The organism is Rhodococcus sp. BP-349 (assembly GCF_019835845.1).
In the GTDB taxonomy this organism is placed as follows: domain Bacteria; phylum Actinomycetota; class Actinomycetes; order Mycobacteriales; family Mycobacteriaceae; genus Rhodococcoides.
Map to the genome: position 1 here is coordinate 2,132,992 of NZ_JABUDR010000001.1, position 23,992 is coordinate 2,156,983.

General features: G+C 68.4%; 28 protein-coding genes, 1 tRNA gene and 1 pseudogene. 20 read left to right on the plus strand and 10 right to left on the minus strand.

The window, feature by feature from the left end; all coding sequences use genetic code 11:
* Positions 1-5 precede the first annotated feature (5 nt).
* Genes hisB through hisI form a run of 7 tightly spaced genes read left to right on the plus strand, consistent with a single transcriptional unit; the run spans position 6 to position 4,333 of the window.
* A complete protein-coding gene (gene hisB, locus HQ325_RS10065; protein WP_222629187.1) occupies positions 6-623 on the plus strand; it encodes an imidazoleglycerol-phosphate dehydratase HisB in 618 nt (205 codons plus the stop codon).
* Between the two features lie 29 nt (positions 624-652).
* Positions 653-1,321, plus strand: a complete 669-nt coding sequence (gene hisH / locus HQ325_RS10070) for an imidazole glycerol phosphate synthase subunit HisH (RefSeq protein WP_222629189.1) — start codon at positions 653-655, stop codon at positions 1,319-1,321.
* Positions 1,318-1,557, plus strand: coding sequence for a hypothetical protein (locus HQ325_RS10075; RefSeq protein ID WP_222628583.1), 240 nt, complete (start codon positions 1,318-1,320; stop codon positions 1,555-1,557). Before hisH ends, HQ325_RS10075 begins: the two co-directional genes overlap by 4 nt.
* Before the next feature lie 52 nt (positions 1,558-1,609).
* Complete coding sequence (priA, locus tag HQ325_RS10080) at positions 1,610-2,362, plus strand: bifunctional 1-(5-phosphoribosyl)-5-((5-phosphoribosylamino)methylideneamino)imidazole-4-carboxamide isomerase/phosphoribosylanthranilate isomerase PriA (RefSeq protein WP_204867182.1); 753 nt, start codon at positions 1,610-1,612, stop codon at positions 2,360-2,362.
* The gene (locus tag HQ325_RS10085) at positions 2,359-3,204 is read left to right on the plus strand and encodes an inositol monophosphatase family protein (RefSeq protein WP_222628585.1); all 846 of its coding nucleotides are present in this window, start codon (positions 2,359-2,361) and stop codon (positions 3,202-3,204) included. The genes priA and HQ325_RS10085 overlap by 4 nt, the downstream gene beginning before the upstream one ends.
* On the plus strand, positions 3,201-3,974 hold the full coding sequence (gene hisF / locus HQ325_RS10090; RefSeq protein ID WP_222628587.1) for an imidazole glycerol phosphate synthase subunit HisF: 774 nt from the start codon (positions 3,201-3,203) through the stop codon (positions 3,972-3,974). Before HQ325_RS10085 ends, hisF begins: the two co-directional genes overlap by 4 nt.
* Positions 3,971-4,333 (plus strand): phosphoribosyl-AMP cyclohydrolase, encoded by a 363-nt coding sequence (gene hisI, locus HQ325_RS10095; RefSeq protein WP_222628589.1) that lies wholly within the window; start codon positions 3,971-3,973, stop codon positions 4,331-4,333. The genes hisF and hisI overlap by 4 nt, the downstream gene beginning before the upstream one ends.
* Here the strand turns inward: hisI and HQ325_RS10100 are convergent.
* On the minus strand, positions 4,282-4,851 hold the full coding sequence (locus tag HQ325_RS10100) for a MarR family winged helix-turn-helix transcriptional regulator (RefSeq protein WP_261777785.1): 570 nt from the start codon (positions 4,849-4,851) through the stop codon (positions 4,282-4,284). The genes hisI and HQ325_RS10100 overlap by 52 nt on opposite strands.
* A gap of 140 nt (positions 4,852-4,991) precedes the next feature.
* On the opposite strand from HQ325_RS10100, the gene HQ325_RS10105 reads away from it, so the two are divergent.
* From HQ325_RS10105 to HQ325_RS10145, 9 genes are all read left to right on the plus strand, one after another.
* Positions 4,992-6,533 carry an anthranilate synthase component I gene (locus HQ325_RS10105; RefSeq protein WP_261777786.1) on the plus strand — a complete coding sequence of 514 codons (1,542 nt, stop codon included), beginning with the start codon at positions 4,992-4,994 and terminating at the stop codon, positions 6,531-6,533.
* Positions 6,530-7,189 (plus strand): TIGR02234 family membrane protein, encoded by a 660-nt coding sequence (locus HQ325_RS10110; protein ID WP_222628593.1) that lies wholly within the window; start codon positions 6,530-6,532, stop codon positions 7,187-7,189. The genes HQ325_RS10105 and HQ325_RS10110 overlap by 4 nt, the downstream gene beginning before the upstream one ends.
* A gap of 114 nt (positions 7,190-7,303) precedes the next feature.
* Complete coding sequence (gene trpC / locus HQ325_RS10115; RefSeq protein ID WP_222628595.1) at positions 7,304-8,113, plus strand: indole-3-glycerol phosphate synthase TrpC; 810 nt, start codon at positions 7,304-7,306, stop codon at positions 8,111-8,113.
* Between the two features lie 55 nt (positions 8,114-8,168).
* Entirely contained in the window at positions 8,169-9,428 is a 1,260-nt protein-coding gene (trpB, locus tag HQ325_RS10120; protein ID WP_027506783.1) for a tryptophan synthase subunit beta, read from the plus strand.
* Between the two features lie 20 nt (positions 9,429-9,448).
* Positions 9,449-10,252 carry a tryptophan synthase subunit alpha gene (trpA, locus tag HQ325_RS10125; RefSeq protein ID WP_056448083.1) on the plus strand — a complete coding sequence of 268 codons (804 nt, stop codon included), beginning with the start codon at positions 9,449-9,451 and terminating at the stop codon, positions 10,250-10,252.
* On the plus strand, positions 10,252-11,256 hold the full coding sequence (lgt, locus tag HQ325_RS10130; RefSeq protein WP_222629192.1) for a prolipoprotein diacylglyceryl transferase: 1,005 nt from the start codon (positions 10,252-10,254) through the stop codon (positions 11,254-11,256). Before trpA ends, lgt begins: the two co-directional genes overlap by 1 nt.
* Complete coding sequence (locus HQ325_RS10135; RefSeq protein ID WP_222628597.1) at positions 11,234-11,968, plus strand: TM2 domain-containing protein; 735 nt, start codon at positions 11,234-11,236, stop codon at positions 11,966-11,968. Before lgt ends, HQ325_RS10135 begins: the two co-directional genes overlap by 23 nt.
* Before the next feature lie 99 nt (positions 11,969-12,067).
* Complete coding sequence (gene pyk / locus HQ325_RS10140) at positions 12,068-13,486, plus strand: pyruvate kinase (protein WP_222628600.1); 1,419 nt, start codon at positions 12,068-12,070, stop codon at positions 13,484-13,486.
* Between the two features lie 60 nt (positions 13,487-13,546).
* A complete protein-coding gene (locus HQ325_RS10145) occupies positions 13,547-14,422 on the plus strand; it encodes an acyl-CoA thioesterase II (protein ID WP_222629194.1) in 876 nt (291 codons plus the stop codon).
* Here HQ325_RS10145 and HQ325_RS10150 read toward each other — a convergent pair.
* Positions 14,397-14,645 (minus strand): helix-turn-helix transcriptional regulator, encoded by a 249-nt coding sequence (locus HQ325_RS10150; protein ID WP_222628603.1) that lies wholly within the window; start codon positions 14,643-14,645, stop codon positions 14,397-14,399. The genes HQ325_RS10145 and HQ325_RS10150 overlap by 26 nt on opposite strands.
* A 128-nt stretch (positions 14,646-14,773) precedes the next feature.
* On the opposite strand from HQ325_RS10150, the gene HQ325_RS10155 reads away from it, so the two are divergent.
* On the plus strand, positions 14,774-15,139 hold the full coding sequence (locus tag HQ325_RS10155) for a transcriptional regulator (protein ID WP_222628606.1): 366 nt from the start codon (positions 14,774-14,776) through the stop codon (positions 15,137-15,139).
* Positions 15,140-15,148: 9 nt separating this feature from the next.
* Here HQ325_RS10155 and HQ325_RS10160 read toward each other — a convergent pair.
* The 3 genes and pseudogenes from HQ325_RS10160 to HQ325_RS10170 form a co-directional block, all read right to left on the minus strand.
* A pseudogene (locus tag HQ325_RS10160) lies at positions 15,149-15,715 on the minus strand (YoaK family protein); the annotation flags it as partial.
* 89 nt (positions 15,716-15,804) lie between these two features.
* On the minus strand, positions 15,805-16,302 hold the full coding sequence (locus tag HQ325_RS10165) for a DNA-deoxyinosine glycosylase (protein ID WP_222628609.1): 498 nt from the start codon (positions 16,300-16,302) through the stop codon (positions 15,805-15,807).
* Positions 16,299-16,757 carry an anthrone oxygenase family protein gene (locus tag HQ325_RS10170; RefSeq protein ID WP_308014331.1) on the minus strand — a complete coding sequence of 153 codons (459 nt, stop codon included), beginning with the start codon at positions 16,755-16,757 and terminating at the stop codon, positions 16,299-16,301. The genes HQ325_RS10165 and HQ325_RS10170 overlap by 4 nt, the downstream gene beginning before the upstream one ends.
* A gap of 72 nt (positions 16,758-16,829) precedes the next feature.
* Here HQ325_RS10170 and HQ325_RS10175 point away from each other — a divergent pair, with 72 nt between their 5' ends.
* Positions 16,830-17,207: a hypothetical protein gene (locus tag HQ325_RS10175; RefSeq protein WP_222628612.1), complete on the plus strand. Its 378-nt coding sequence runs from the start codon at positions 16,830-16,832 to the stop codon at positions 17,205-17,207.
* 21 nt (positions 17,208-17,228) lie between these two features.
* Here HQ325_RS10175 and HQ325_RS10180 read toward each other — a convergent pair.
* Positions 17,229-17,305: transfer RNA gene (locus HQ325_RS10180), tRNA-Leu, on the minus strand.
* A gap of 149 nt (positions 17,306-17,454) precedes the next feature.
* Here HQ325_RS10180 and HQ325_RS10185 point away from each other — a divergent pair.
* Both HQ325_RS10185 and HQ325_RS10190 read left to right on the plus strand, forming a co-directional pair.
* Entirely contained in the window at positions 17,455-18,060 is a 606-nt protein-coding gene (locus HQ325_RS10185; RefSeq protein WP_308014332.1) for a response regulator, read from the plus strand.
* A 189-nt stretch (positions 18,061-18,249) separates the two neighbouring features.
* The gene (locus HQ325_RS10190; RefSeq protein ID WP_222628614.1) at positions 18,250-19,587 is read left to right on the plus strand and encodes an ABC transporter substrate-binding protein; all 1,338 of its coding nucleotides are present in this window, start codon (positions 18,250-18,252) and stop codon (positions 19,585-19,587) included.
* Positions 19,588-19,722: 135 nt separating this feature from the next.
* Here HQ325_RS10190 and HQ325_RS10195 read toward each other — a convergent pair whose 3' ends face one another.
* The 4 genes from HQ325_RS10195 to HQ325_RS10210 are packed head-to-tail and all read right to left on the minus strand — an operon-like array spanning position 19,723 to position 23,888.
* Positions 19,723-20,547, minus strand: a complete 825-nt coding sequence (locus tag HQ325_RS10195; RefSeq protein WP_027506771.1) for an ABC transporter ATP-binding protein — start codon at positions 20,545-20,547, stop codon at positions 19,723-19,725.
* The gene (locus tag HQ325_RS10200) at positions 20,544-21,557 is read right to left on the minus strand and encodes an ABC transporter ATP-binding protein (RefSeq protein ID WP_222628616.1); all 1,014 of its coding nucleotides are present in this window, start codon (positions 21,555-21,557) and stop codon (positions 20,544-20,546) included. The genes HQ325_RS10195 and HQ325_RS10200 overlap by 4 nt, the downstream gene beginning before the upstream one ends.
* The gene (locus HQ325_RS10205; protein ID WP_027506769.1) at positions 21,547-22,539 is read right to left on the minus strand and encodes a branched-chain amino acid ABC transporter permease; all 993 of its coding nucleotides are present in this window, start codon (positions 22,537-22,539) and stop codon (positions 21,547-21,549) included. Before HQ325_RS10205 ends, HQ325_RS10200 begins: the two co-directional genes overlap by 11 nt.
* Before the next feature lie 2 nt (positions 22,540-22,541).
* Entirely contained in the window at positions 22,542-23,888 is a 1,347-nt protein-coding gene (locus HQ325_RS10210) for a branched-chain amino acid ABC transporter permease (RefSeq protein WP_222628618.1), read from the minus strand.
* Positions 23,889-23,992: the final 104 nt, after the last annotated feature.

The following is a 23,992-nucleotide window of genomic DNA, read 5'->3' on the forward strand; positions in this document are numbered from 1 at the left end:
GCATCATGACCCCGAACCGCATCGCGCGCATCGAGCGGACCACCAAGGAGTCGTCCATCACGGTGGAGCTGAACCTCGACGGCACCGGCATCGTCGACGTGTCCACCGGTGTCCCGTTTTTCGACCACATGCTGACCGCGCTGGGAACGCACGCAAGTTTCGACCTGACTGTGCAAGCGAAGGGCGACATCGAGATCGAGGCGCATCACACGGTCGAGGACACCGCTATCGTGCTCGGCCAGGCGCTGGGCCAGGCACTCGGCGACAAGAAGGGAATTCGCCGTTTCGGTGACGCGTTCATTCCGATGGACGAGACGCTGGCGCACGCCTCGGTCGACGTGTCCGGCCGCCCGTACTGCGTGCACACCGGGGAACCGGAGCACATGCTGCACGCCGTCATCGCAGGGTATCCGGGCGCGCCGTACTCGACGGTGATCAACCGCCACGTCTTCGAATCCATCGCGTCCAACGCGCGTATCGCCCTGCACGTCCGGGTGCTGTACGGACGCGACCAGCACCACGTCACCGAGGCCGAGTTCAAGGCCGTCGCTCGCGCCCTCCGCGCGGCCGTCGAGCCCGATCCGCGGGTCTCGGGAGTGCCGTCGACGAAGGGAAGCTTGTGAGCAGCGGGAAGGCCGGAGGCCGGCCGGAGATCGGCGGGAAGGCCGGAGGCCGGCCGGGAAGGGCAGGCAAGTCTGTCGCGTTGCTGGATTACGGTTCGGGGAATCTGCACTCGGCGCAGCGCGCGCTCGAACGTGTGGGCGCCGACGTCACGGTGACGTCCGACCACCGCGTCGCGCTGCAGGCCGACGGACTGGTCGTGCCCGGTGTCGGCGCGTTCGGCGCATGCATGGACGGTCTGCTGTCGGTGCGCGGCGACGAGCTCGTCGACAAGCGGCTCGCCGGGGGCCGCCCCGTGCTCGGCATCTGCGTCGGCATGCAGATCATGTTCGACCGCGGCGTCGAGTTCGACGTGCGCGCCACCGGCTGCGGCCAGTGGCCCGGCACCGTGGAGAAGCTGCAGGCCGAGGTGCTCCCGCACATGGGCTGGAACACGGTGCGCCCGGGCGAGGACTCGGTGCTGTTCGCGGGCATGGATCCCGACACGCGCTTCTACTTCGTGCACTCGTACGGCGTGCAGGACTGGGAGATGGCACCGAGCGAGTCGCTTGCCGCTCCGGTTCTCACGTGGGCCGATCACGGCGGCGAGTTCCTCGCGGCGGTGGAGAACGGCCCTCTCTCCGCGACACAGTTCCACCCGGAGAAGTCCGGCGACGCCGGCGCCACGCTGCTCGAGAACTGGCTCCGCACCCTCGGATGAGCGAGCCCCGCGAGTTCTCACTGGGTCGCCACACCGGGCTCGTCCTCGGTGCGGCGACCCTGATGCTCGCCGCGACCACGCTCGTCCTCTGGCTGCTGCAGCCGAGTGGTCCGGTGGGGCTGCTGGTGGTGGCCGTCGGACTCGTCGCCACAGGCGTCTGCGCGTCGCTGGTGGCGAAGGCGTCCGTTCGCCGATCCTTCGGCGAGAAGCCCGACGGGTCCGATCGGTCCGACTGACGCGCCGCCCTGCCCGGTGTCGCCGCGGATCGTGCCGGTAACCTCGTCGAACGTGAGCCTGGTACTTCTCCCCGCAGTCGATGTCGCCGATGGTCAAGCTGTTCGTCTCGTGCAGGGAGAGGCAGGCAGCGAGACCGCCTACGGCTCTCCGCGCGACGCCGCGCTGGCCTGGCAGAACGACGGCGCCGAGTGGGTGCATCTGGTGGATCTGGACGCCGCCTTCGGCCGCGGTTCGAACCGCGACCTCCTCGCGAGCGTGGTGGGGGAACTCGACGTGAAGGTCGAGCTGTCCGGTGGCATCCGCGACGACGAGAGCCTGCGGGCAGCGCTCGCGACGGGCTGCGCGCGCGTCAACCTCGGCACCGCCGCACTCGAGGATCCGGAGTGGTGCCGCCGCGCCATCGGTGAGTACGGCGATCGTGTCGCCGTGGGACTGGACGTGCGCATCGTCGACGGTGAGCACCGCCTGCGCGGTCGCGGCTGGGTGAGTGACGGCGGCGATCTGTGGGAGGTGCTGGAGCGGCTCGACCGCGACGGGTGCTCGCGGTACGTGGTCACCGACGTCACGCGGGACGGCACTCTGACCGGCCCCAATCTCGAACTGCTCGAACAGGTCTGCGCTGTCACCGACGCGCCGGTCATCGCGTCCGGCGGAGTGTCCACCGTCGCGGATCTGGTCGCCATCGCCACGCTGACCGACAAGGGCGTCGAGGGTTCCATCGTCGGCAAGGCCCTCTACGCCGGCCGCTTCACGCTGCCGGAGGCCCTCGCCGCCGTCGCGGACAGCGCACCGTCGGCGACGTGACCGCCGTGGACCTGGACGCTCTCGCGGCCACCGCGCGCACCCTGCTCGACGGCACCCACGAGCGGTTCGTCGCGGGCGCCGGCGCGCCCAGCGCCGTGGCCAAGGGGCCGGACGACTTCGCCACCGCGGTCGACCTCGAGCTCGAACGTCGGCTGGTCGAGGAACTGCAGGAGCAGACCCAGATCCCCGTGCACGGCGAGGAGTTCGGCGGGCCACCCGTCGAGTCCGGCACCGTGTGGGTGCTCGATCCGATCGACGGGACCTTCAACTACTCGTTCGGGCTGCCGACGGCGGGCACCCTGCTGTCGCTGCTCGTCGACGGCCGCCCGGTCATCGGTCTGACGTGGCTTCCGCTGATCGGCCAGCGCTTCTGGGCGGTGGAGGGCGGACCCGTGCACCGGGACGGGGAGGCGCTCCCCGCGCTGCCCACCTCCGCACTCGCTTCCTCCATCGTCGGATTCGGTGCGTTCAACATCGACAGCCGCGGCCGGTTGCCCGGCGCCTATCGGGTACAGGTGCTCTCGGACATCAGCCGCGTCTCGTCTCGGATCCGGATGCACGGGTCGACCGGACTGGACCTCGCGTACACCGCGGCGGGAACACTCGGTGCGTCGATCGTGTTCGGCCACCATGCGTGGGACAACGCCGCCGGAGCGATGCTGGTCCGCGCCGCCGGCGGGATCGTCACCGATCTGGCGGGGGAGCCGTGGACGGTGACCTCGACGTCGGTGCTCGCCGCAGCCCCCGGCGTGCACGAGGAACTGCTGCAGGTGCTGGCCGGAGTCGGCGAGCCGTCCACGTACACACCGACATCGCGCGAACGACAAGGAGTCCGGAGATGAGTGTCGCCGTACGCGTCATCCCGTGCCTGGACGTCGATGCCGGTCGCGTCGTCAAGGGTGTCAACTTCGCCGATCTGCGCGATGCCGGTGACCCGGTCGAGCTCGCCGCGAAGTACGACGCCGAAGGTGCCGACGAGCTGACCTTCCTCGACGTCACCGCGTCGTCCGGTGGGCGCGCCACGATGTTGGACGTCGTCACCCGCACCGCGGAGCAGGTGTTCATTCCCCTCACCGTCGGCGGCGGTGTCCGCACCGTCCAGGACGTGGACACGCTCCTGCGAGCGGGTGCCGACAAGGTGTCCGTCAACACGGCAGCGCTCGCGCGACCGGAGTTGTTGCGCGAGTTGAGCTCTCGATTCGGATCGCAGTGCATCGTGCTGTCGGTCGACGCCCGGACGGTGCCCGCTGGGGAGGCGCCGACGGCGTCCGGCTGGGAGGTCACCACGCACGGCGGCCGCCGCGGTACGGGCGTCGACGCCGTGGAGTGGGCGCACCGCGGGGCCGAGCTCGGAGTGGGTGAGATCCTGCTCAACTCGATGGACGCGGACGGCACGAAGGCCGGCTTCGACATCGCCATGATCACCGCTGTCCGCGCAGCCGTCCGGGTCCCTGTCATCGCGAGTGGCGGCGCCGGCGCCGTCGAGCACTTCGCGCCCGCCGTGGCCGCGGGTGCCGATGCCGTTCTCGCGGCCAGCGTCTTCCACTTCGGCGAGATGACCATCGGCGACGTCAAGGGTGCACTGCGCGCGGACGGTGTGGAGGTTCGATGAGCGCCCCGGTCCTCGACCCGGCGATCGCCGACCGTCTCAAGCGCACCGACGACGGACTGGTGTGCGCCGTCGCGCAGGAACGCGGCACCGGCGACGTGCTCATGGTCGCGTGGATGGACGACACGGCCCTGGCCATGACGCTCGCGACGCGCAAGGGCACGTACTGGTCGCGGTCGCGGCAGGAGTATTGGGTCAAGGGCGAGTCGTCCGGACACGCGCAGTACGTCCACGAGGTCCGCCTCGACTGCGACGGCGACACGATCCTGCTCACGGTCGATCAGACCGGCGGCGCGTGCCACACCGGTGATCACTCGTGTTTCGACGCCGATGTGTTGCTGAGTGGGCCCGCGACCGTCTGAGTATCGAGCGGTCGGCCACCGCCGTCGCGGGCGATGCCGGCGTCGAGGTTGGTGACCATGACCTCGGCGAGCGCCCGCATCGTCTCGACCTGCGCGTCGTCCAGCCCGTCGAAGACGAGTGACCGCACCGTGGAGACGTGGCCGGGAGCCGTGGCCACCACCTTCGCGTACCCCTCGTCCGTGAGAACGGCGTGGGAGCCGCGGCCACCGCTGATGCTCTCCCGCCGGGCCCATCCGGCGCGCTCGAGCTTGGTCATCACGTGCGACAGCCGGGACAGCGACGCGTTGGCGAAGTCCGCGAGGTCACGCAGGCGCAGCCGTCGATCCGGAGCCTCGGACAGTGTCGCCATCACGAAGTAGTCGAAGTGCGTCAGACCGGAGTCACGCTGCAACTGGGTGTCCAGCGCGGCGGGCAACCGGGTCACGAAGGCGACCAGCACGCGCCAGGCGTCCTGCTGTGCCGGTGTGAGCCAGCGCATCTCGTCCGGCAGCGTCTCGGACGGCGGTGTCGCGGTCATCGGGTGCGCGTTCCTCTCCTCGTGCCGGATCACGACCGACCAGTTCGGTTTCCGACTCGTCGAGTGTCCCACCGCCCGCGCGACCACCGCGTTCGGCACCTCCCGAACCCGGCGGGACGACACCCGGGAAGATGACACCCATGGATTCGCAGAAGGACCCGGCACCCGGAACCACCACCCGGGAGCAGTTCCGCCAACTGGCCGCCGTCCATCGCGTGGTCCCCGTCGTCCGCAAGGTCCTCGCGGACTCCGAGACTCCGCTGTCGGCATACCGCAAGCTCGCCGGTGACAGACCCGGTACGTTCCTGCTCGAATCGGCCGAGAACGGGCGCTCGTGGTCCCGGTGGTCGTTCATCGGTGCGGGCAGCCCCAGTGCACTCACGGTCGTGGACGGCGAGGCCGCCTGGATGGGGGAGACACCCGTGGGCGCCCCGTCGGGCGGGCATCCGCTCGACGCGCTCGGGGCCACCATCGAGCTGCTGCGGTCGGAGCGCTTGCCGGACCTGCCTCCGCTGACCGGCGGCATGGTGGGCTACCTCGGTTACGACGCGGTGCGCCACATCGAGCGGCTGCCCGAACTCACCGAGGACGATCTGCAGATCCCCGAGATGGTGATGCTTCTCGCGACCGATCTGGCCGCGGTGGACCACCACGAGGGCGCGATCACCCTCATCGCCAACGCGGTGAACTGGAACGGCACCGACGAGCGGGTCGACGAGGCATACGACGACGCGGTGGCGCGGCTCGACCGCATGACCGTCGCGCTGTCGTCCGCCGCGGAGTCCACCGTGTCGTCTTTCTCGCGACCCGAGCCGCAGTTCCGGCGCCAGCGCACGTCCGAGGGGTTCGGCGCCGACGTGCACCGCCTGGTCGAGGAGATCGAGGCGGGCGAGGCGTTCCAGGTGGTGCTGTCCCAGCGTTTCGAGATGGAGACCACCGCGACGCCGCTCGACGTCTATCGCATGCTCCGACGCTCCAATCCCAGCCCGTACATGTACCTGATGCACGTCCCCGGCGCGGACGGGGAGACCGCGTTCTCGATCGTCGGGTCGAGCCCCGAATCGCTGGTGACGGTCGCCGACGGTCTCGCGACGACACACCCCATCGCCGGGACTCGGTGGCGCGGCGCCACCGAGGAGGACGACTTGTTGCTGGAGAAGGATCTTCTCGTCGACGAGAAGGAGAACTCCGAGCACCTCATGCTGGTGGACCTCGGTCGCAACGACCTCGGGCGGGTCTGCGAGCCGGGCACGGTCAAGGTCACCGAGTACCGCCACGTCGAGCGCTACAGCCACGTCATGCACCTGGTGTCGACGGTGACGGGCCGTCTCGACGAGGGCAGGCACGCGCTCGACGCCGTGCGCGCGTGCTTCCCCGCGGGCACGCTGTCCGGCGCGCCCAAGGTGCGGGCGATGGAACTGATCGAGGAACTCGAGCCGACCCGCCGGGGTGTGTACGGAGGGATCGTCGGATACCTCGACTTCGACGGGGACGCCGACACGGCGATCTGCATCCGCTCCGCCCTCATCAAGAACGGCACCGCGTACGTCCAGGCGGGTGCCGGCGTGGTGGCCGACTCGGTCGCCGAGTACGAGGACACCGAGGCGCGCAACAAGGCGATGGCGGTGCTCAGCGCGGTGGCCGCAGCGGAGACGGTGACCACCGTCGGAGGCGCCGAGTGAAACGCGGGGGCGTCGGTCTCGCCGCGCTGCTCCTGGCTCTCGCGGCGCTGGCGCTGTGGGCGTCGTCGCGGATGACCTGGGTCCGGGTCGTCAGCTCGGACGGGCTGGGGGAGCAGCAGACGTCCTCGCTCGTCGGGGGTACGTGGGCCGCGGCGACCACGCCGTTGGCCATCGCGGCCATCGCTGCGGTGGCGGCCCTGTTCGCGATCCGCGGACGGTGGACGGTGCTGCTCGCGGTGCTCGTCGCGCTCGTCGGTGTCGGAGCCGCCGTCCCCGCGGTGCAGTTGATCGTCTCGGGCGTGGATCCGGAGCGCGCCGGCGCGCTGGCGGAACTACCCGGTCGTGCCGAGGTCCTCTCCGCGGAGGCGAGCCGCGCGCCCGCCGCACTCGCGCTCCTGGGCGGTCTGCTCGCGCTGGCCGCCGCCGTCGTGGTGGCGCGGACGTCTCGTTCCAAGGCCGGCCTGTCGGCGCGGTACGACAGCCCCGCGGTGCGCCGTGAGCGCGCGGAACAAGACGTTCGGTCTGTCGCTGTGGACGCGGACGAGGAACCGAGCGAGCGTGCCATCTGGGACGCGCTGGACTCCGGTGCCGACCCGACCGTGACCGACGACGCCGGCGGTGCCGACGATCGGCCCGGCGGCGGTGAGACCCGCTAGTCGGTGATGTTCCTCCGGCCTCTACTCTGAGCGCACCGGATGAGCAGCGCCACACATCCACTGCGATGTCGAGCAGACATTCACCACTCTGGCGGAAGGACGCGGGGGACACCGATGACCGTTCTCGATTCGATCCTCGACGGCGTACGGGCCGACACGCAGGCCCGTGAAGCCGTGCTGGACTTCGCCTCCGTGAAGAGGGCCGCCGCCGCCGCTCGGCCGGCGCTCGACGCCGCCGCCGCGCTCATCGAGCCGGGCATCGCCGTCATCGCAGAGGTCAAGCGCGCCAGCCCGTCCAAGGGTGCGCTGGCCGACATCCCGGACCCCGCCGTGCTCGCGAGTGCCTACGAGTCGGGCGGAGCGCGCGTCATCAGCGTGCTCACCGAGGAGCGCCGCTTCCACGGATCGCTGGACGATCTCGACGCGGTGCGTCGTGCCGTCGAGATCCCCGTGCTGCGCAAGGACTTCATCGTCGGGCCGTACCAGATCCACGAGGCTCGCGCCCACGGCGCCGATATGATCCTGCTGATCGTCGCGGCTCTGGAGCAGGACGCCCTCGCGTCCCTGCTCGACCGCACCGAGTCGCTCGGCATGACCCCGCTGGTGGAGGTGCACACGGAGGAGGAGGCGGACCGCGCCCTCGAGGCCGGCGCCAAGGTCATCGGCGTCAACGCCCGCAACCTCAAGACGCTCGAGGTCGACCCGGACACCTTCTCCCGCATCGCGCCGGGCCTGCCGTCGGACATCATCCGGGTCGCCGAGTCCGGTGTCCGCGGCACCGCCGATCTCCTGGCCTACGCCGGAGCGGGCGCCGACGCGGTTCTCGTCGGTGAGGGACTGGTCACCAGCGGCGACCCACGCTCAGCTGTGCGTGACCTGGTCGCAGCAGGAACGCACCCCTCCTGCCCGAAGCCCGCGCGCTGATTTCAGGCTCCACCCGGCTCGTCGTCCCGGTGTGTCATCGGGCAGACTCGACACCGTGACTACCAGCTATCTTCCGAACTCGAGCGACGGCATCACCGATCGCACCGATCACGACCCCGACCTCGGTGGACACTTCGGTAAGTACGGCGGCCGGTACGTGCCCGAGGCGCTCATGGGCGTCATCGAGGAAGTCACCACCGAGTACGCCAAGGCGCGCGGCGATCGAGACTTCCTCGACGAGCTCGATCGCCTGCAGCGCGACTACACCGGTCGCCCGTCGCCGATCTTCGAGGCGGCCAACCTGTCGAAGCAGGCAGGCGGAGCCCGCATCTTCCTCAAGCGCGAGGACCTGAACCACACCGGTTCGCACAAGATCAACAACGTGCTGGGCCAGGTGCTGCTCGCCAAGCGCATGGGCAAGACCCGCGTCATCGCCGAGACCGGCGCCGGTCAGCACGGCGTCGCCACGGCCACGGCCTGTGCGCTGCTCGGCCTCGAGTGCCTCGTCTACATGGGCGAGGTGGACACCGAGCGTCAGGCCCTCAACGTCGCCCGGATGAAGCTCCTCGGTTCCGACGTCGTCGCGGTGACGTCCGGCTCGCGCACCCTCAAGGACGCCATCAACGAGGCGCTGCGCGACTGGGTGACCAACGCGGACGAGACCTACTACTGCTTCGGCACCGTCGCCGGACCGCACCCGTTCCCCATGATGGTCCGCGACTTCCAGCGCATCATCGGCATGGAGGCGCGCGCGCAGATGCTGCACGATCACGGTCGTCTTCCCGACGCCATCGCCGCGTGCGTCGGTGGTGGGTCCAACGCCATCGGCATCTTCCACGCCTTCATCGACGACGCGGACGTCCGGCTGATCGGGTACGAGGCAGCCGGCGACGGCATCGAGACGGGTCGCCACGCCGCGACCATCGGTGCGGGCTCGCCCGGCGCCCTCCACGGCGCCTTCTCGTATTTGTTGCAGGACGAGGACGGGCAGACCATCGACTCGCATTCCATCTCCGCCGGGCTCGACTACCCGGGCGTCGGACCGGAGCACTCGTACCTCAACGACATCGGGCGAGCCGAGTACCGGCCGATCACCGACACGGAGGCCATGGAGGCCTTCACGCTGCTGTGCAAGACCGAGGGCATCATTCCGGCGATCGAGTCCGCGCACGCCATCGCGGGTGCCGTGAAGCTCGGTCGTGAACTCGGCGACGGCGCCATGATCCTGGTCAACCTCTCCGGTCGCGGAGACAAGGACGTCGACACCGCCGCGAAGTGGTTCGGCATCCTGGACGAGAAGGGCAACGTGACGTGAGCACCCCCACCCCCATCCCGGTGCACTCCGGTCCGTCGCGGTTGGGCCCTGTCTTCGACCACACCCGCGGTGAGCACCGCGCGGCCCTCGTCGGCTACCTGCCCGCCGGGTTCCCGACGGTGCCCGAGTCGATCGACGCCGTGCGCGCGCTCGTCGACAGCGGCTGCGACATCATCGAGGTCGGCGTCCCGTACTCCGATCCCGTCATGGACGGCCCCACCATCGCGGCCGCCGCAGGGCGCGCCCTGGCCAACGGCGCGCGCGTCCGCGACGTCTTCACCGTGGTCGAGGCCATCGCCGACGCCGGTGGCAAGGCCGTCGTCATGACGTACTGGAACCCGGTCATGAAGTACGGCGTGACCGAGTTCGCCGCGAATCTCGCGTCGGCGGGCGGCCTCGGCATGATCACGCCGGACCTGATCCCCGACGAGGCCGGCGACTGGCTCGGCGCCTCCGAGGAGCACGGGCTCGATCGCATCTTCCTCGTCGCACCGTCGTCGACGGAGGAGCGTCTCTCGCGCACCGTGCAGTCGAGCAGCGGTTTCGTCTACGCCGCGTCGACCATGGGGGTGACGGGTGCCCGCGACGCGGTGTCGTCCGCCGCGCCCGCACTGGTGTCCCGCATCCGCGTGCACTCCGACATCCCCATCGGGATCGGTCTCGGGGTGCGCTCCGGTGCGCAGGCCGCGGAGATCGCCGCGTACGCCGACGCCGTCATCGTCGGATCCGCGCTCGTCTCCGCCGTCGACCAGGGTGTCGGCGCCGTCTCCGCGCTCACCGCCGAACTCGCCGAGGGCGTGCGGTCGGCGAAGGCCGCGTCGTGATGCTCGCGGCGAACACCGCCGTGCTCGCCTACATCCCCAGTCCGCCGCAGGGCGTCTGGTACGTCGGGCCGCTCGCACTGCGGGCGTACGCCTTCTTCATCATCGTCGGCATCGTCGTCGCGATCGTGTGGGGCGACCGCCGCTGGGTCGCCCGCGGCGGCGACAAGGGGACCGTCCTCGACGTCGCCGTGTGGGCCGTGCCGTTCGGTCTCATCGGCGGCCGGGTCTACCACGTCATCACCGACGCGCCGACCTACTTCGGCGAGGGTGGCAACCCGATCGACGCCCTCAAGATCTGGCAGGGCGGTCTCGGCATCTGGGGCGCCGTCTTCCTGGGCGGTGTCGGTGCGTGGATCGCCTGCCGACGACGCGGGATCCCGCTCCCGGCCTTCGGCGACGCCGTCGCGCCGGGCATCCTCCTGGCGCAGGCCATCGGCCGCATCGGCAACTACTTCAACCAGGAGCTCTACGGGCGCGACACCACGCTGCCGTGGGGCCTCGAAGTCTACGAACGTGTGGATGCCAACGGCCGCGTCGACTCCCTGGCGGGTGTCTCCACGGGCGTGGTCGAGCGGGTCGTGCACCCGACGTTCCTCTACGAACTGCTGTGGAACGTCGTCGTCGTCGTGCTCCTGGTGCTGGTCGACCGTCGCTTCCGCCTCGGACACGGCCGCATCTTCGCCCTGTACGTCGCGGGCTACTGCGCCGGACGCTTCGTCATCGAACTGATGCGCAGCGATTTCGCCACCCTCATCGGCGGCATCCGCGTCAACTCGTTCACCTCCGGCATCGTCTTCCTGCTCGCGCTGGCGTACGTCGTCCTCGCACCCAAGGGACGTGAGGAACCGGCCGCTCTGCGCACCCGGACCGACGAGGTCGAGCAGAACGACGCGGTGACGGACGAGGCGGACGCTCCGGCGAAGGACGAGAACCGATCCACCGACGAGGTGACCACCCCGACGACGAGTGAGGACGAGGGACGTGACCGATCCGGACAAGCCTGACCTGACGAAGAAGTCGAGCGGCTCGGACCCCGTGGGGTCCGACGACGTCACCGGGAGTACCCCTGGTCCCGGGTGGAACACCAACGCCAGTTTCGGCGAGGGTCCGGGCTCCGGCGCATACCCGTCCTACCCGTCGCCCGGGACGTACCCGGAGCCGTCAGCGGGCGACACGGCCGCCTTCGGGTACCCCGTCGGCGAGTACGGCTCCTGGAATCGCGAACCCGAGTCGACGGACTGGTCGGCACGTCCGGCCGCGGACACCCCCTACGCCCAGCCCCGGTACGGGCAGCAGCCCCAGTACGGGCAGCAGCCCCAGTACGGGCAGCAGCCCCAGTACGGGCAGCAGCCCCAGTACGGGCAGCAGCCGTTCCCGGGTGGCTACGGCGTCGATCCGACGGCGCCGTTCGGTCGTGACATGGCGACGGGCGAACCGTTCGGTGACAAGTCGAAGGTGACTGCCGGCGTGCTGCAGCTGGCGCCGTTGCTCGTCGGTCTGCCGCTGGGCATCGGTCGGTTCTACATCGGCTCGACGGTTCTCGGCGTGGCGCAGCTCGTCTCGTTCATCGTGAGCGTCCTGCTGACCGTGACGATCATCGGTGCGTTGATCGGTGTCCCGCTCTACGCGGCCGTGTGGCTGTGGTGCCTCGTCGACGGCATCGTGATGCTCGCGAGCAAGGTTCGCGACGGGAACGGCCGACTTCTCAAACCCTGAACGACCTCCCGGTTAACTACTGGCCAGTAGCCCAATTGTCAGGACATAGAGGGGCGTCGTCGATAGGAATCGGGTCCGGCGGGGACTAGGCTTGCGCCCGTGACCCGACGGACGAAGATCGTATGCACCCTGGGACCGGCGACTGCCACCGACGAGAGAATCAAGGAACTCGTCGAGAGCGGAATGGATGTGGCTCGGCTGAATTTCAGCCACGGCGACTACCCCGACCACGAGGCGAACTACAAGCGGGTGCGTGCGGCCTCGAACGCCACCGGGAAGGCCGTGGGCATCCTCGCCGACCTGCAGGGTCCGAAGATCCGGCTCGGTCGGTTCAAGGAGGGCAAGACCACCTGGGCCAACGGTGAGCTGATCCGCATCACGGTCGAGGAGTGCGAGGGTTCGCACGATCGTGTCTCCACCACCTACAAGGAACTCGCGCAGGACGCCAAGGAAGGCGACCGCCTTCTCGTCGACGACGGCAAGGTCGGACTCGTCGTCACCGGTGTCGAGGGCAACGACGTCCTCTGCCGCGTAACCGAGGGCGGCCCCGTCAGCAACAACAAGGGTGTGTCCCTCCCCGGCATGGACGTGTCGGTTCCCGCCATGTCGGACAAGGACACCGAGGACCTCGAGTTCGCACTGGCTCTGGGCGTCGACTTCATCGCGCTGTCGTTCGTGCGGTCGCCGGCCGACGTGGAGCTGGTGCACGCGATCATGGATCGCGTCGGACGTCGGGTTCCGGTCATCGCCAAGATCGAGAAGCCGGAAGCGGTCGACAATCTCGAGGCCATCGTCCTCGCGTTCGACGCGGTGATGGTCGCGCGTGGTGACCTCGGTGTGGAGCTCCCGCTCGAGCAGGTGCCGCTGGTGCAGAAGCGCGCCATCCAGATCGCGCGCGCCAACGCCAAGCCGGTCATCGTCGCCACCCAGATGCTCGAGTCGATGATCGAGAACTCGCGCCCCACCCGCGCGGAGGCGTCGGACGTCGCGAACGCGGTGCTCGACGGCACCGACGCTGTGATGCTGTCCGGTGAGACCTCCGTCGGCAAGTTCGTGATGGAGACGGTGCGCACGATGGCACGCATCGTGGAGACCGTCGAGATGGAGGGTGACGCGGTTCCCGCTCTCACCCACACTCCGCGCACCAAGCGCGGCGTCATCTCCTACGCGGCTCGCGACATCGGGGAGCGGCTGGACGCACGTGCACTCGTCGCCTTCACGCAGTCCGGTGACACCGTGCGTCGCATGGCGCGTCTGCACTCGCGGTTGCCGCTGCTGGCGTTCACGTCCATCCCCGAGGTGCGCAGTCAGCTCGCACTGACCTGGGGCACCGAGACGTTCCTGGTGCCGTTCGTCGACACCACCGACGGCATGGTGCGCGAGGTCGACAAGTCGTTGCTCGAGCTCGACCGCTATCACCGCGGCGACCAGGTCGTGATCGTCGCCGGTGCGCCTCCCGGCACTGTAGGCTCCACCAACTTGATCCACGTGCACCGAATCGGAGAAGAGGACCGGTAAGTGACCGAACTGGGGGGAACGGTCGACAGACCGGAGTCGGCGCGTCGGGGGGACGCGCCGATCGCCACGGCGGGGCGCTCACGCGACCTCGATGTGTTGTTGGACATCCTCGATCTCGCGGAGGTCGACGAGAACACCTTCGTCGGTCGGCATCCTGACGAGGTCGGGAGCAGGACGTTCGGCGGACAGCTCGTCGCACAGGCGATGGTCGCGGCCGGCCGCACCGTCAGCGGCGCCCGGCCGATCCACGCTATCAACGCGCACTTCATCCGCGGCGGAGATGTGAAGCGAGACATCACGTTTCGCGTGGAGCGCCATCGCGACGGTCGCGCCTTCGCCAACCGCCAGGTGACGGCGTACCAGGGTGACGAGGAGCTGTTCCTCATGCTCGCCGCCTACCAGGACTCGCGCGGCGGCCTCGAGCACAGTGTCGCGTGGCCCGAGGTCGAGTACCCGGAATCCCTGCCGCCCCTGGGCAATCACTTCGACGGGTACGAGGACCGTCTGAAGATGTTCGTGGATGCGCTGAAGCCGATCGACATGCGGTACGCCAATGATCCGGCCTGGATCATGAAGGGCACCGGAGAACGGTTGAACCACAACAGGGTATGGATGAAATCGGACGGGCCGTTACCTGACGATCCTGCTCTGCACGTCGCCACGATGGGGTATGCGTCGGACACGACGGTGCTCGACTCGATCATCACCACCCACGGTCTTTCCTGGGGTTTCGACCGCATCGTGGCCGCGACCGTGAACCATTCCATCTGGTTCCACCGTCCGTTCCGCTTCGACGAGTGGATGCTCTACGCCACCGAGTCGCCGGTCGCCGCGGGGTCTCGCGGGCTGGCCACCGGCCGATTCTTCTCGCGCGGAGGAGAATTGGTGGCGACGGTGGTGCAGGAAGGGCTCATCCGCCATTTCCCGGCGCGATGACGCGGTCGTCGGTGACCACGAAGACGTCGTCGAAACGGTCGGTCCCGAACTCTGCGAGTACGCCCGCGATGAACTTCGTTCCGGGCGCGCACTTCCCGCTGAGAATGCGAGAGATCGTCGCGGGATCGACCCCGATGCGTTCGGCCAGTTGCCCGTCCGTCGTGATGTGAGCGAAGCGTCGTAGTCGTTCCAGCCCGTCGCGGTCCAGCTCGAGATTTGCCATCGATTCCCCCCGGTGATCGATCGTGTCGCGCTCGTTGCGCGCACGAGACGAAAGGTACACATGCACTGGCGGGCGGGCAATCGACACACTGCGCGTGAACGTGCGTCCGTGTCAGTAGTGTTCGCGCCATGGATCAGACGTCCGGGGTGGGGGAGACGTGGTGGGAGTATCTGAACCGCGTCACAGACAGAGCATCACAAGTGGAGATCGCGCGGGCTGCAGGGGTGGATCCCGCGTCGGTCTCGAGATGGAAACTGGGGAAGAACACGCCGAGTGCGGATCGCGTGATCGCGGTCGCACGGCACTTCGGCCGAAATCCGGTGGAGGCGCTCGTCGTCGCGCGCTATCTCGAGCCGCAGGAGGTCGACGCCTCGATCGAGTTGGCCGCCAGCGCCGCCGCGCTGACGGACGACGAGTTGATCACGGCCGTCCGACGTCGACTCGAGCTGGCGCGGGGCATGGTCGCATCGGGGGCGTCGATGGGCCACGACTGACCGGGGTGCTCAAGGCGTGCGCTCGTCGATGACGAAGATCGCGAGCGTCGCCGCCAACACCGCGGCCGGTATCCACGCGGCGCGGACGCCGATGGACCCGGTCGCTGCGGCTCCGGCCAGTGCGCCGAGGACGAACACGGCGATCACTGCGCTGTAGACACCGAACGCTCGTCGGCCGGCGGAGTCGCGGTCGACGATCGCGGCGAAGCCGGCCTCGGTCACGCGCATCAGATTTCCGGTCATCGCGATCGCGATGTAGTTCAGGTCGCCGATGTTTCGGAACAGGGCGATCTGCAGCGCGGCGATGAACGAGATCGGCACGGTGACCAGCGCGTTGGGCACCGTGGCGGGAACGAAGCCCACCACGGCGAGGATGGCTGCCTGCGCCGCGATGGACCACCGGATCGGCCGGTGCACTCGGCGTTCGGCCCGTCCCGTCTTGATGACGTTCGCGATGGAGACACCGACCACGAACGCGAGGATCGGCCACAGGTGTTGGGCCGCATCTCGCCAGTGCGTCCGCGACACCTCGATCGCCAGGAAGATGACGTTGCCCGTCTGCGCGTTGGCGAAGACACCGCCTCGGCTGACTTAGGTGTACGCATCGAGGAACCCGCTCGCGGCGGTGACGAGGAGCGCGAAGCGCAGACTCGACGCCGTCGCGGTCATCGGTCACCCCTCGCGACGATGCGCCAGGCGTCGGTCTTCTCCGCCAGGCTCAGGGCGGCGTGGGCGGGGCTGGTGGACGGCAGACGGAACGACTCGACGGGACGGGAGAGCGCCACGTGGCGAGCGAACAGCCGCGCCGCCGCAGCGCCGTTGAACACGATGCGGTCGAGGGTGGGGTGGGCCGTGAGCAGCGCGTCGATGTCGTTCGGCACCACGGTGTCTGTCTCGATGGCCGAGTCGAGGCTGCCCTCGCGGGTACACAGTTCGAGGACGTCCCACACCGCGACGCCCGCCGCCGTCAGGGCGGACACACGCTCCGTGTACTCCGCATCCGTGGGGAGGTGGAACAGTCGGGTCATGATGGGCCAGAACGCATTCCGCGGGTGGGCGTAGTACTGCCCGGCCGTCAGCGACGCGACCCCCGGCATGGAACCGAGGACCAGCGTGTGCGGCGAGTCGCCGACGAGCGGGGCGAAGCCGTGCACGACAGTCATACCGTGACTCCGGCAACGACGAAGAGCACGGATGCACCCAGTCCCGCGATCACGCGGACGTGGTTCCACCGCGTCCATCGGGTGAGGTACTCGGGCCACTCGGCCTCCGAGGCAGCGAGTCGATCGTTGAGAGGCACGTTCACGGCTACGGTCACGCCGAGACAGCCCACGACGTAGAGCACCGCCGCCGCTGCCACGAGAGCTGTGGGTGTGCCAGGCTCGAGGAACGCGGTGACGGCGGCGACGACCGATGCCGCCGCGGTACCGAACAGCAGCACCATGAAGACGGGAGCGACGATGACCACGTTCACGCGCGTCATCACCGCCGTGGCGGCGGACGCGGGCTGTGCACCCAGCGCCGGCATCACGGCGATGGAGAAGGCCAGCAGGACGCCGGCCACCGCAGCGGAACCGACACCCGCCGCGACGACGGCGGCGGAGAGCAGAACGGACACGACGGGGCCTTTCGATGATGCGGCGGTTCTGTCGTCCCATCAGATCACGGTGCCCATCGCCGGGGTCGCCCGATGATCGTGACGAGCGCCTTCTTCGCCGACTACGCGCGCCAGTCGGACCAGAAGCTCGACGTGCTCGGCGGCATCTGGGACTGGTGTGTGCTCCCGTCTCTCGCGCAGCCCGTCGAGGCCTACCTGGTGGTCCTGCTGCAACGCGGCCCCGACGACGTGTCGGGTGACCGGATACGGGTGGAGATCACGGACGGCGAGGACGAGCCGCTCCACGTGGTCGAACTGCCCGTCGCCGGCCACCTCGAGGGGGAGCAGCAGGCCGTGGCGTTCCCGTTCTCCTTCGCGTGCCGGCGGGTGGGGCGCCACGTGCTGCGCCTGACGACGGGGGCGGCCGACCCGGGATTCGCGCTCTCGCTGGACGTTCGGTCGATGGCCTGAGCGGCTACGGGGGAGAAGTGCTGGTGCCCTCGGTGAGACTCGAACTCACACTGCACGGGTTTTGAATCCGTTTCCTCTGCCAATTGGGATACGAGGGCTGACCACGCGCGGGGCGAATGGTGCGGTCACCGAGTGTAGAAGACCGGTGCCGGGTGCGGTGCACCGGTACCCTGACGACGGCCCGGGCGCAGCGTCGAGAACGACGCCGCCGCGGGAGAGAACGTGCATCGAGGGAGGGCGAGTCAGCGTGAACACACCGGCACCGTCGCAGCCACGTCGTGTGGTGGTCGCGGAGGACGAGTCACTCATCCGGCTGGACCTCGTGGAGATGTTGCGCGAGGAGGGGTACGACGTCGTCGGCGAGGCCGCGGACGGTCAGGAGGCGGTGGACCTCGTCCGCGCCCTGGTTCCGGATCTGGTCATCATGGATGTGAAGATGCCGCGTCGAGACGGTATCGACGCGGCCTCCGAGATCGCTGCGGCGCGGTTGGCTCCGGTCGTGATCCTGACGGCGTTCAGCCAGCGAGAGCTCGTCGAGAGGGCCCGTGACGCGGGCGCCATGGCGTATCTGGTGAAGCCCTTCACGAAGGCGGACCTCGTGCCCGCCGTGGAACTGGCCGCCAGTCGGTTCACCGAGATCTCTGCGCTGGAGACAGAGATAGCCGACCTCACCGACCGCCTCGACACGCGCAAACTCATCGAGCGCGCCAAGGGCCTGTTGATGACGTCTCAATCGCTCTCCGAGCCGGCGGCCTTCACATGGATCCAGCGGGCCGCGATGGACCGCCGCACCACGATGAAAGCGGTCGCCTCCGTCGTCATCGAGACGCTCGGGGACGCGCCCGCCGAGTGACACCGAGTGCCGCGTTCCCGCCTCGAAGACTGTGCCAGGCTACGGCTGCGTTAAAACTGGCTGCGTACACGTCACAGTAAGGTCACAGGGCTTGTTCCACGGGTCGCGAACCGTCGGGTAGCGATAGGTTCTCCTTCACGAGCGTCACGGTATCGGGTGCGTGACGCACATATTTCTAGGAGACGACAGATGGCAAGACGAACCATCGTTCGGACGGCTGCGGTGGTGAGCGTCGCTTCGCTCGCCCTGTTCGGCTGTTCCTCGAGCGACGATTCGAGTTCCGGTAGCGAATCCAGCGCTGCCGGCGGCTCTTCCGCAGCTGCGGAGGCCAGCGTGGACACCGACTGCACACCTGAGCAGGCAACTGCCGGCGCGACGCCGGTGACCACTCCACTCAAGCTCGGCACACTGCTTCCCGAGACCGGAAGCCTCGCCTTCCTCGGCCCGCCCGAGGTCGCCGGCGTGCAGCTTGCTGTCAACGACATCAACGGCGCCGGTGGCGTACTCGATCAGCCGATGGAGCTCATCCCCGGTGACTCGGGCGACACCACCACCGACACCGCGAACAGCACCGTCGACCGTGAACTCGCGGCCGGCGTCAGTGTCATCCTGGGTGCGGCGTCGTCCTCGGTGTCCCTCAAGGTCATCGACAAGATCGCCAGCGCCGGCGTCGTGCAGATCTCGCCGGCCAACACCTCCGACCAGTTCGTCTGCTACGCGGACAAGGGCCAGTACTTCCGCACGGCACCGACCGATGTACTTCAGGCGCAGGCGCTCTCGCAGCTCATCGCCGAGGACGGCGGCCAGCGCGTCTCCATCCTCGCGCTGAACGACCCGTACGGCACGGGCCTGGCGAGCAACACGGTCACCAACCTCGAGGACGCCGGCATCGCGTCCGACCAGATCCAGAAGATCATCTACGACCCCAACGCGCAGTCGTTCAACGCCGAGGTCGACCAGGTGAAGAACTTCGCTCCGGACGCCGTCGCCATCATCGGCTTCGAGGAGTCGGCGAAGATCATCACCCGCATGCACGAGATCGGCATCGGACCGTCCGACGGCACCGCCGTCTACGGCGTCGACGGCAACATGGGCAACGCACTCGGCGAGTCGGTCGGACCCGGCCTGCTCGACACCATGCGTGGCACCACGCCGCTCACCGATGTGGGCGCCGGCTTCCAGGACCGTCTCAAGGCCGTCAACCCGGCCCTGGTCGACTTCAACTACGCCGGTGAGTCCTACGACGCCGTCGTGATCTCCGCCCTGGCCGCGGAGCAGGCGAAGTCCACCGCGGGTGTCGACATCGCGGCGAACATCAACTCCGTCACCAAGGACGGAACGAAGTGCACCACGTTCCAGGAGTGCCTGCCCCTGGTGAAGGCCGGAACCGACATCGACTACGACGGTGTCACCGGTGAGCTCGCGTTCACCGATGGCGGCGAGCCGTCCGTCGGCTCGTACGGCAAGCTGGTCTTCGGACCGGACAACAAGCTCACCACCGAGGACTACATCGTCGTCGGCGGCTGATCTGCAGTAGCCCGGAACGGGCCCGACTCCACTGGAGTCGGGCCCGTTCTGCTGTCGTGCTCGGGTGAGGGGCCGGAGACAGCGAGAAGGGCGCCCCGAGCGAACTCGGAGCGCCCCTGTCGGTGTGCGCGGGTGCTACTTCTTCTCTTTGCTCCCGGCCAGCGTGCCGAGGTACAGCTCGATGACCTTGGGGTCGTTCATCAGGTTCGTGCCGGTGTCGGTGTACGCGTTCTTGCCCTGATCGAGCACGTAGCCGCGGTCACAGATCTGCAGGCACCGGCGAGCGTTCTGCTCCACCATGATGATGGAGACGCCCGCCGCGTTGATCTTCTTGCAGCGGATGAAGACCTCGTCCTGGAACATCGGAGACAGTCCGGCCGACGGCTCGTCGAGTAGCAGCACGGACGGTTCCATCATCAACGCGCGGCCCATGGCGACCATCTGCCGCTCGCCACCGGACAGTGCGCCCGCCTTGATCTTGCGACGCTCCGACAGCAGGGGGAACAGCTCGCTCACGAAGTCGAACCGCTCCTGGAACTTCTTCGGCCGCAGGTAGATCCCCATCTCGAGGTTCTCCTCGATGGTGAGCGAGGGGAACACGTTCTGGGTCTGCGGCACATAGCCGACGCCCTTCGTCACCAGCACGTGCGCCTCGGCGGAGGTGATGGTGTCGCCGCGCAGCGTGACGGACCCACTGCGGATGGGGATGAGACCGAAGAGGGCCTTGAGCAACGTCGACTTACCGGCACCGTTGGGGCCGATAATGCCGACGATCTCGCCGTCGTTCAGATAGAAGTTGCAGTCCTTCAGGATGTTCACGCCGGGGATGTATCCGGCCACCAGGTCGTCGGCACGCACCAGCGCGTCGGTGGCCAGGCGACGGTGTTCGTCCGGTGTCGCCGCGAATTCTGCTGCGGTGAGCCCGGTTCCCCCGGATGTGGTCGCTCCGGATTCGGTCATGTCGTGGTCCTCTTGTCCATCCCGATCTCGGGTTCGGCCTCGGAGAGATCTCCGCCCGACTCGAGCGTCTCGACCTCGGCCTGCTCGAGCGCCTCGGCCAGTTCTGCGGTGGCGCCGACGGGATTTCCGTCGGCGTCGAACTCGAGCGCCTGATCGTGGTGACTTCCGAGGTAAGCGTCGACGACGGCCTCGTTGTCCGCCAGCTGCGCGGGTGCGGACTCGGCGATGACGCTGCCCTGAGCCATGACCACGACCCAGTCACTGATGTCGCGGATCACGTCCATGTCGTGCTCGACGAAGACGACGGTCATGCCGTCGTCGCGCAGCGACTTGATGTGGCCCAGAAGGCTCTGTGTCAGTGCGGGATTGACGCCGGCCATGGGCTCGTCGAGCATGACGACGGCCGGATCGGTCATGAGCGCTCGCGCCATCTCGAGCAGCTTGCGCTGTCCACCGGAGAGGGATCCCGCGAGGTCCTCGGACTTCGCGTCGAGCTTGAATCGCGCGAGCAGGTCCCGTGCACGCTCGGTCACCTCCCGCTCCTGCGCCTTCCACGTCCACGGCATGAGCGTGTTGAAGATCCGCTCACCCTTCTGTCCCGTGGCACCGAGCCGGACGTTGTCCAGCACGGTCAGTTTCGACAGTGCCTTCGTCAGCTGGAACGTGCGCACCACACCGTGGCGCGCCACCTGGTGCGGCGTCATCCTGCCCAGCGACTTGCCGTCCATCGACCAGGACCCGGTGTCCGGCTGGTCGAACCCGGTGAGCAGGTTGAACAGGGTGGTCTTGCCGGCGCCGTTCGGGCCGATCAGGCCGGTGATGCAGCCGCGCTGGATCTCGAGGTGCGCCACGTCGACGGCCTTGAGGCCACCGAAGGTCCGGGACACACCGTCGACCACCATGGTCGGGTCGGGCTTGGCGACGCCGGGGGTGTTGGCGACGTCGGCGAACAACGCCGCGCGCACCTCGGCGCTGAGCGGCTTGCGTGCCGCGATGGTGTTACTTGGCATCGAGCTGTACCTCCCGCTTGTTGCCCAGCAGTCCCTGCGGGCGGAAGATCATCAGCACCGCGATGAGGATGCCGAGGAGGACGAATCGTGTGGCGCCGACCTGCTGTTCGGTCATCGGAATGAGCGGGTCGTCGCCGGCGGCGGCCTGACGCAACAGCACGTCGGGGATCGACAGGAAGAACCAGAAGAGCATGGCTCCGACGACCGGACCGAAGACCGTGGCCGCACCGCCGAGGATCAGCGCGCCGAAGGCGAAGAAGGTCTGCGCCGTCGAGTAGAAGTCGGGGTTGATCGACTTGGTCTGCAGAGCGTTGAACACGCCGCCCATACCGCCGATGACGCCACCGAGGACGAGTGCCTGCATCTTGTAGACGAAGACGTTCTTGCCCAGCGAACGGGCAGCGTCCTCGTCCTCGCGCACGGCCTTGAGGACGCGTCCCCACGGGCTGTGCGTCAGCAGGTAGACCAGTCCACACAGGATCAGTACCAGCGACCAGCCGACCACCATGGCCCACAGGTCGTCGCCGTAGAACTTCACGCCGACGAACGAGTACTGCTTGCCCGAGTCGAACGGGCTGAGGTTGGTGAACGGATCGGCGAAACCGAAGAGGCCGTTGGTGGATCCGGTGACACCGTTCGACGCCGTCGACCGGAAGACCAGCCGCAGGATCTCCGACGCCGCGATGGTGACGATGGCGAGATAGTCCGCTCGCAGGCGCAGAGTGGGGATACCGAGCACGAGTGCGAGGAGACCGGCCGCGGCGAGTCCGACGAGAATGCCGAGCCACAGCGGCTGTTCGTACGTGATGGTCATGATGCCGACGCCGTAGCCGCCCAGCAGGGCGAAGCCGATCTGACCGAAGTTGAGCAGTCCTGCGTAGCCGAAGTGCAGGTTCAGTCCGATGGCGAGAAGGGCGTAGAAGATCGCGGAGGGCCCGACGAGCTGGGCCAGCGATACCTGGATTGCTCCGATGATGTCCATGGTCAGCCGATCCTTTGCCGCGAGCCCAGGATGCCTTGCGGCCGGACGATGAGGATGACGATCAAGACGAGCAATCCTCCGATGTATTTGAGGTCGGGGTTGATCACGAGTGTCGACCACTGCACCAGCAGACCGACGATGACGCAGCCGAGCAGGGCGCCGTACGCCGTGCCGAGGCCACCGAGGGTGATGCCGGCGAACATGAGCAGCAGGAGCTTGAAGCCCATCTCCCACTGGACGCGCCCGCCGAGCTCGGAGAGCCCGAACAGCACGCCGCCCAGAGCGGCGAGACCGCCACCCATGCACCAGACGAAGGTCACGACGCGCTCGACGTTGATGCCGGACGACGCGGCGAGATCGCGGTTGTCGGCGACGGCGCGCATGGCCTTGCCGATACGGGTCTTCTGCAGCATGAGCGCGACGAGCACGAGCACCACGACGCTGATGACGATGCAGGCGAGGTTGACGTCGGTGATGGCGAACGGCCCCCACTCCCGCTGCACCTGCGCCTGGTAGTCCTTGTACGGCTCGGCGCGGTCGGAGAAGAAGATGAGGATGAGGTACCGCAGTGCGATGGCGAGACCGATCGAGACGACGAGCTGCCCGATGAGGCCGGTCTTACGTCTGCGCAGTGGTCTCCAGAGTCCGGCGTTGTTCGCCCAGCCGACCGCCACACCGACGATCACCGCCAGGACGGTCGCGGGGATCAACTGGATCCCGAGCTTCTGGTTGAAGACCCAGGCGGCCACGGCGCCGAGGGTCACCAGCTCACCGTGGGCGAAGTTGGTCAGCCCGGTGGTGCCGAAGATGAGGCTCAGGCCGATTGCGGCGAGCGCGATGACGAGTCCGAACCGGAGACCGTCGATGGTGGTGCGCAGGAACTGCTCGTAGAACGGGACGACCGTGGCGCTGCGTTCCTCACCGAAACTGAAGATGACGGTGTTGGCGCGACCTGCCTCCACGGTGCGATCGACGTCGCCCTGTACGGAGACACCGTCGGGCAGCGTCTCGGGGTCGACGCGGAAGGTGTAGTTGCCGGGCGAGACCGGAAGTGTCCATCGCCCACCGGTTTCCGACGTGGTGCGAGCCACCTCGGACTCACCGGAGTCGAGGGCCACCACGTCGACGCCGACGAGGCGTTCGCCGGCGTTGTTCAGGCTTCCGCTGACGTTGACCGCGTCGGCGGGTGGTGCGGAGTCGGACTCGGAGCCGCTCGCGGGTGGTGAGCTCGAGCTCGGAGTGGGGGACGGAGTGGGTTCCTGGGCCAGGGCCGTTCCACCGAAGGTGGCTGCGGCGATGAGGCCGAGGAGTACGACGACGAGCGCGCGGACGAGGGCGGCGGTGGCCATCGTTCGTCCGGGCCGTCGAGGACTCGAGGGGGGCACGGGGGTCCTCTCGGACGGTCGACTAACGCCGAGGAATCTCGGCTCTGCTTGCAATTGTCGGACTCTAT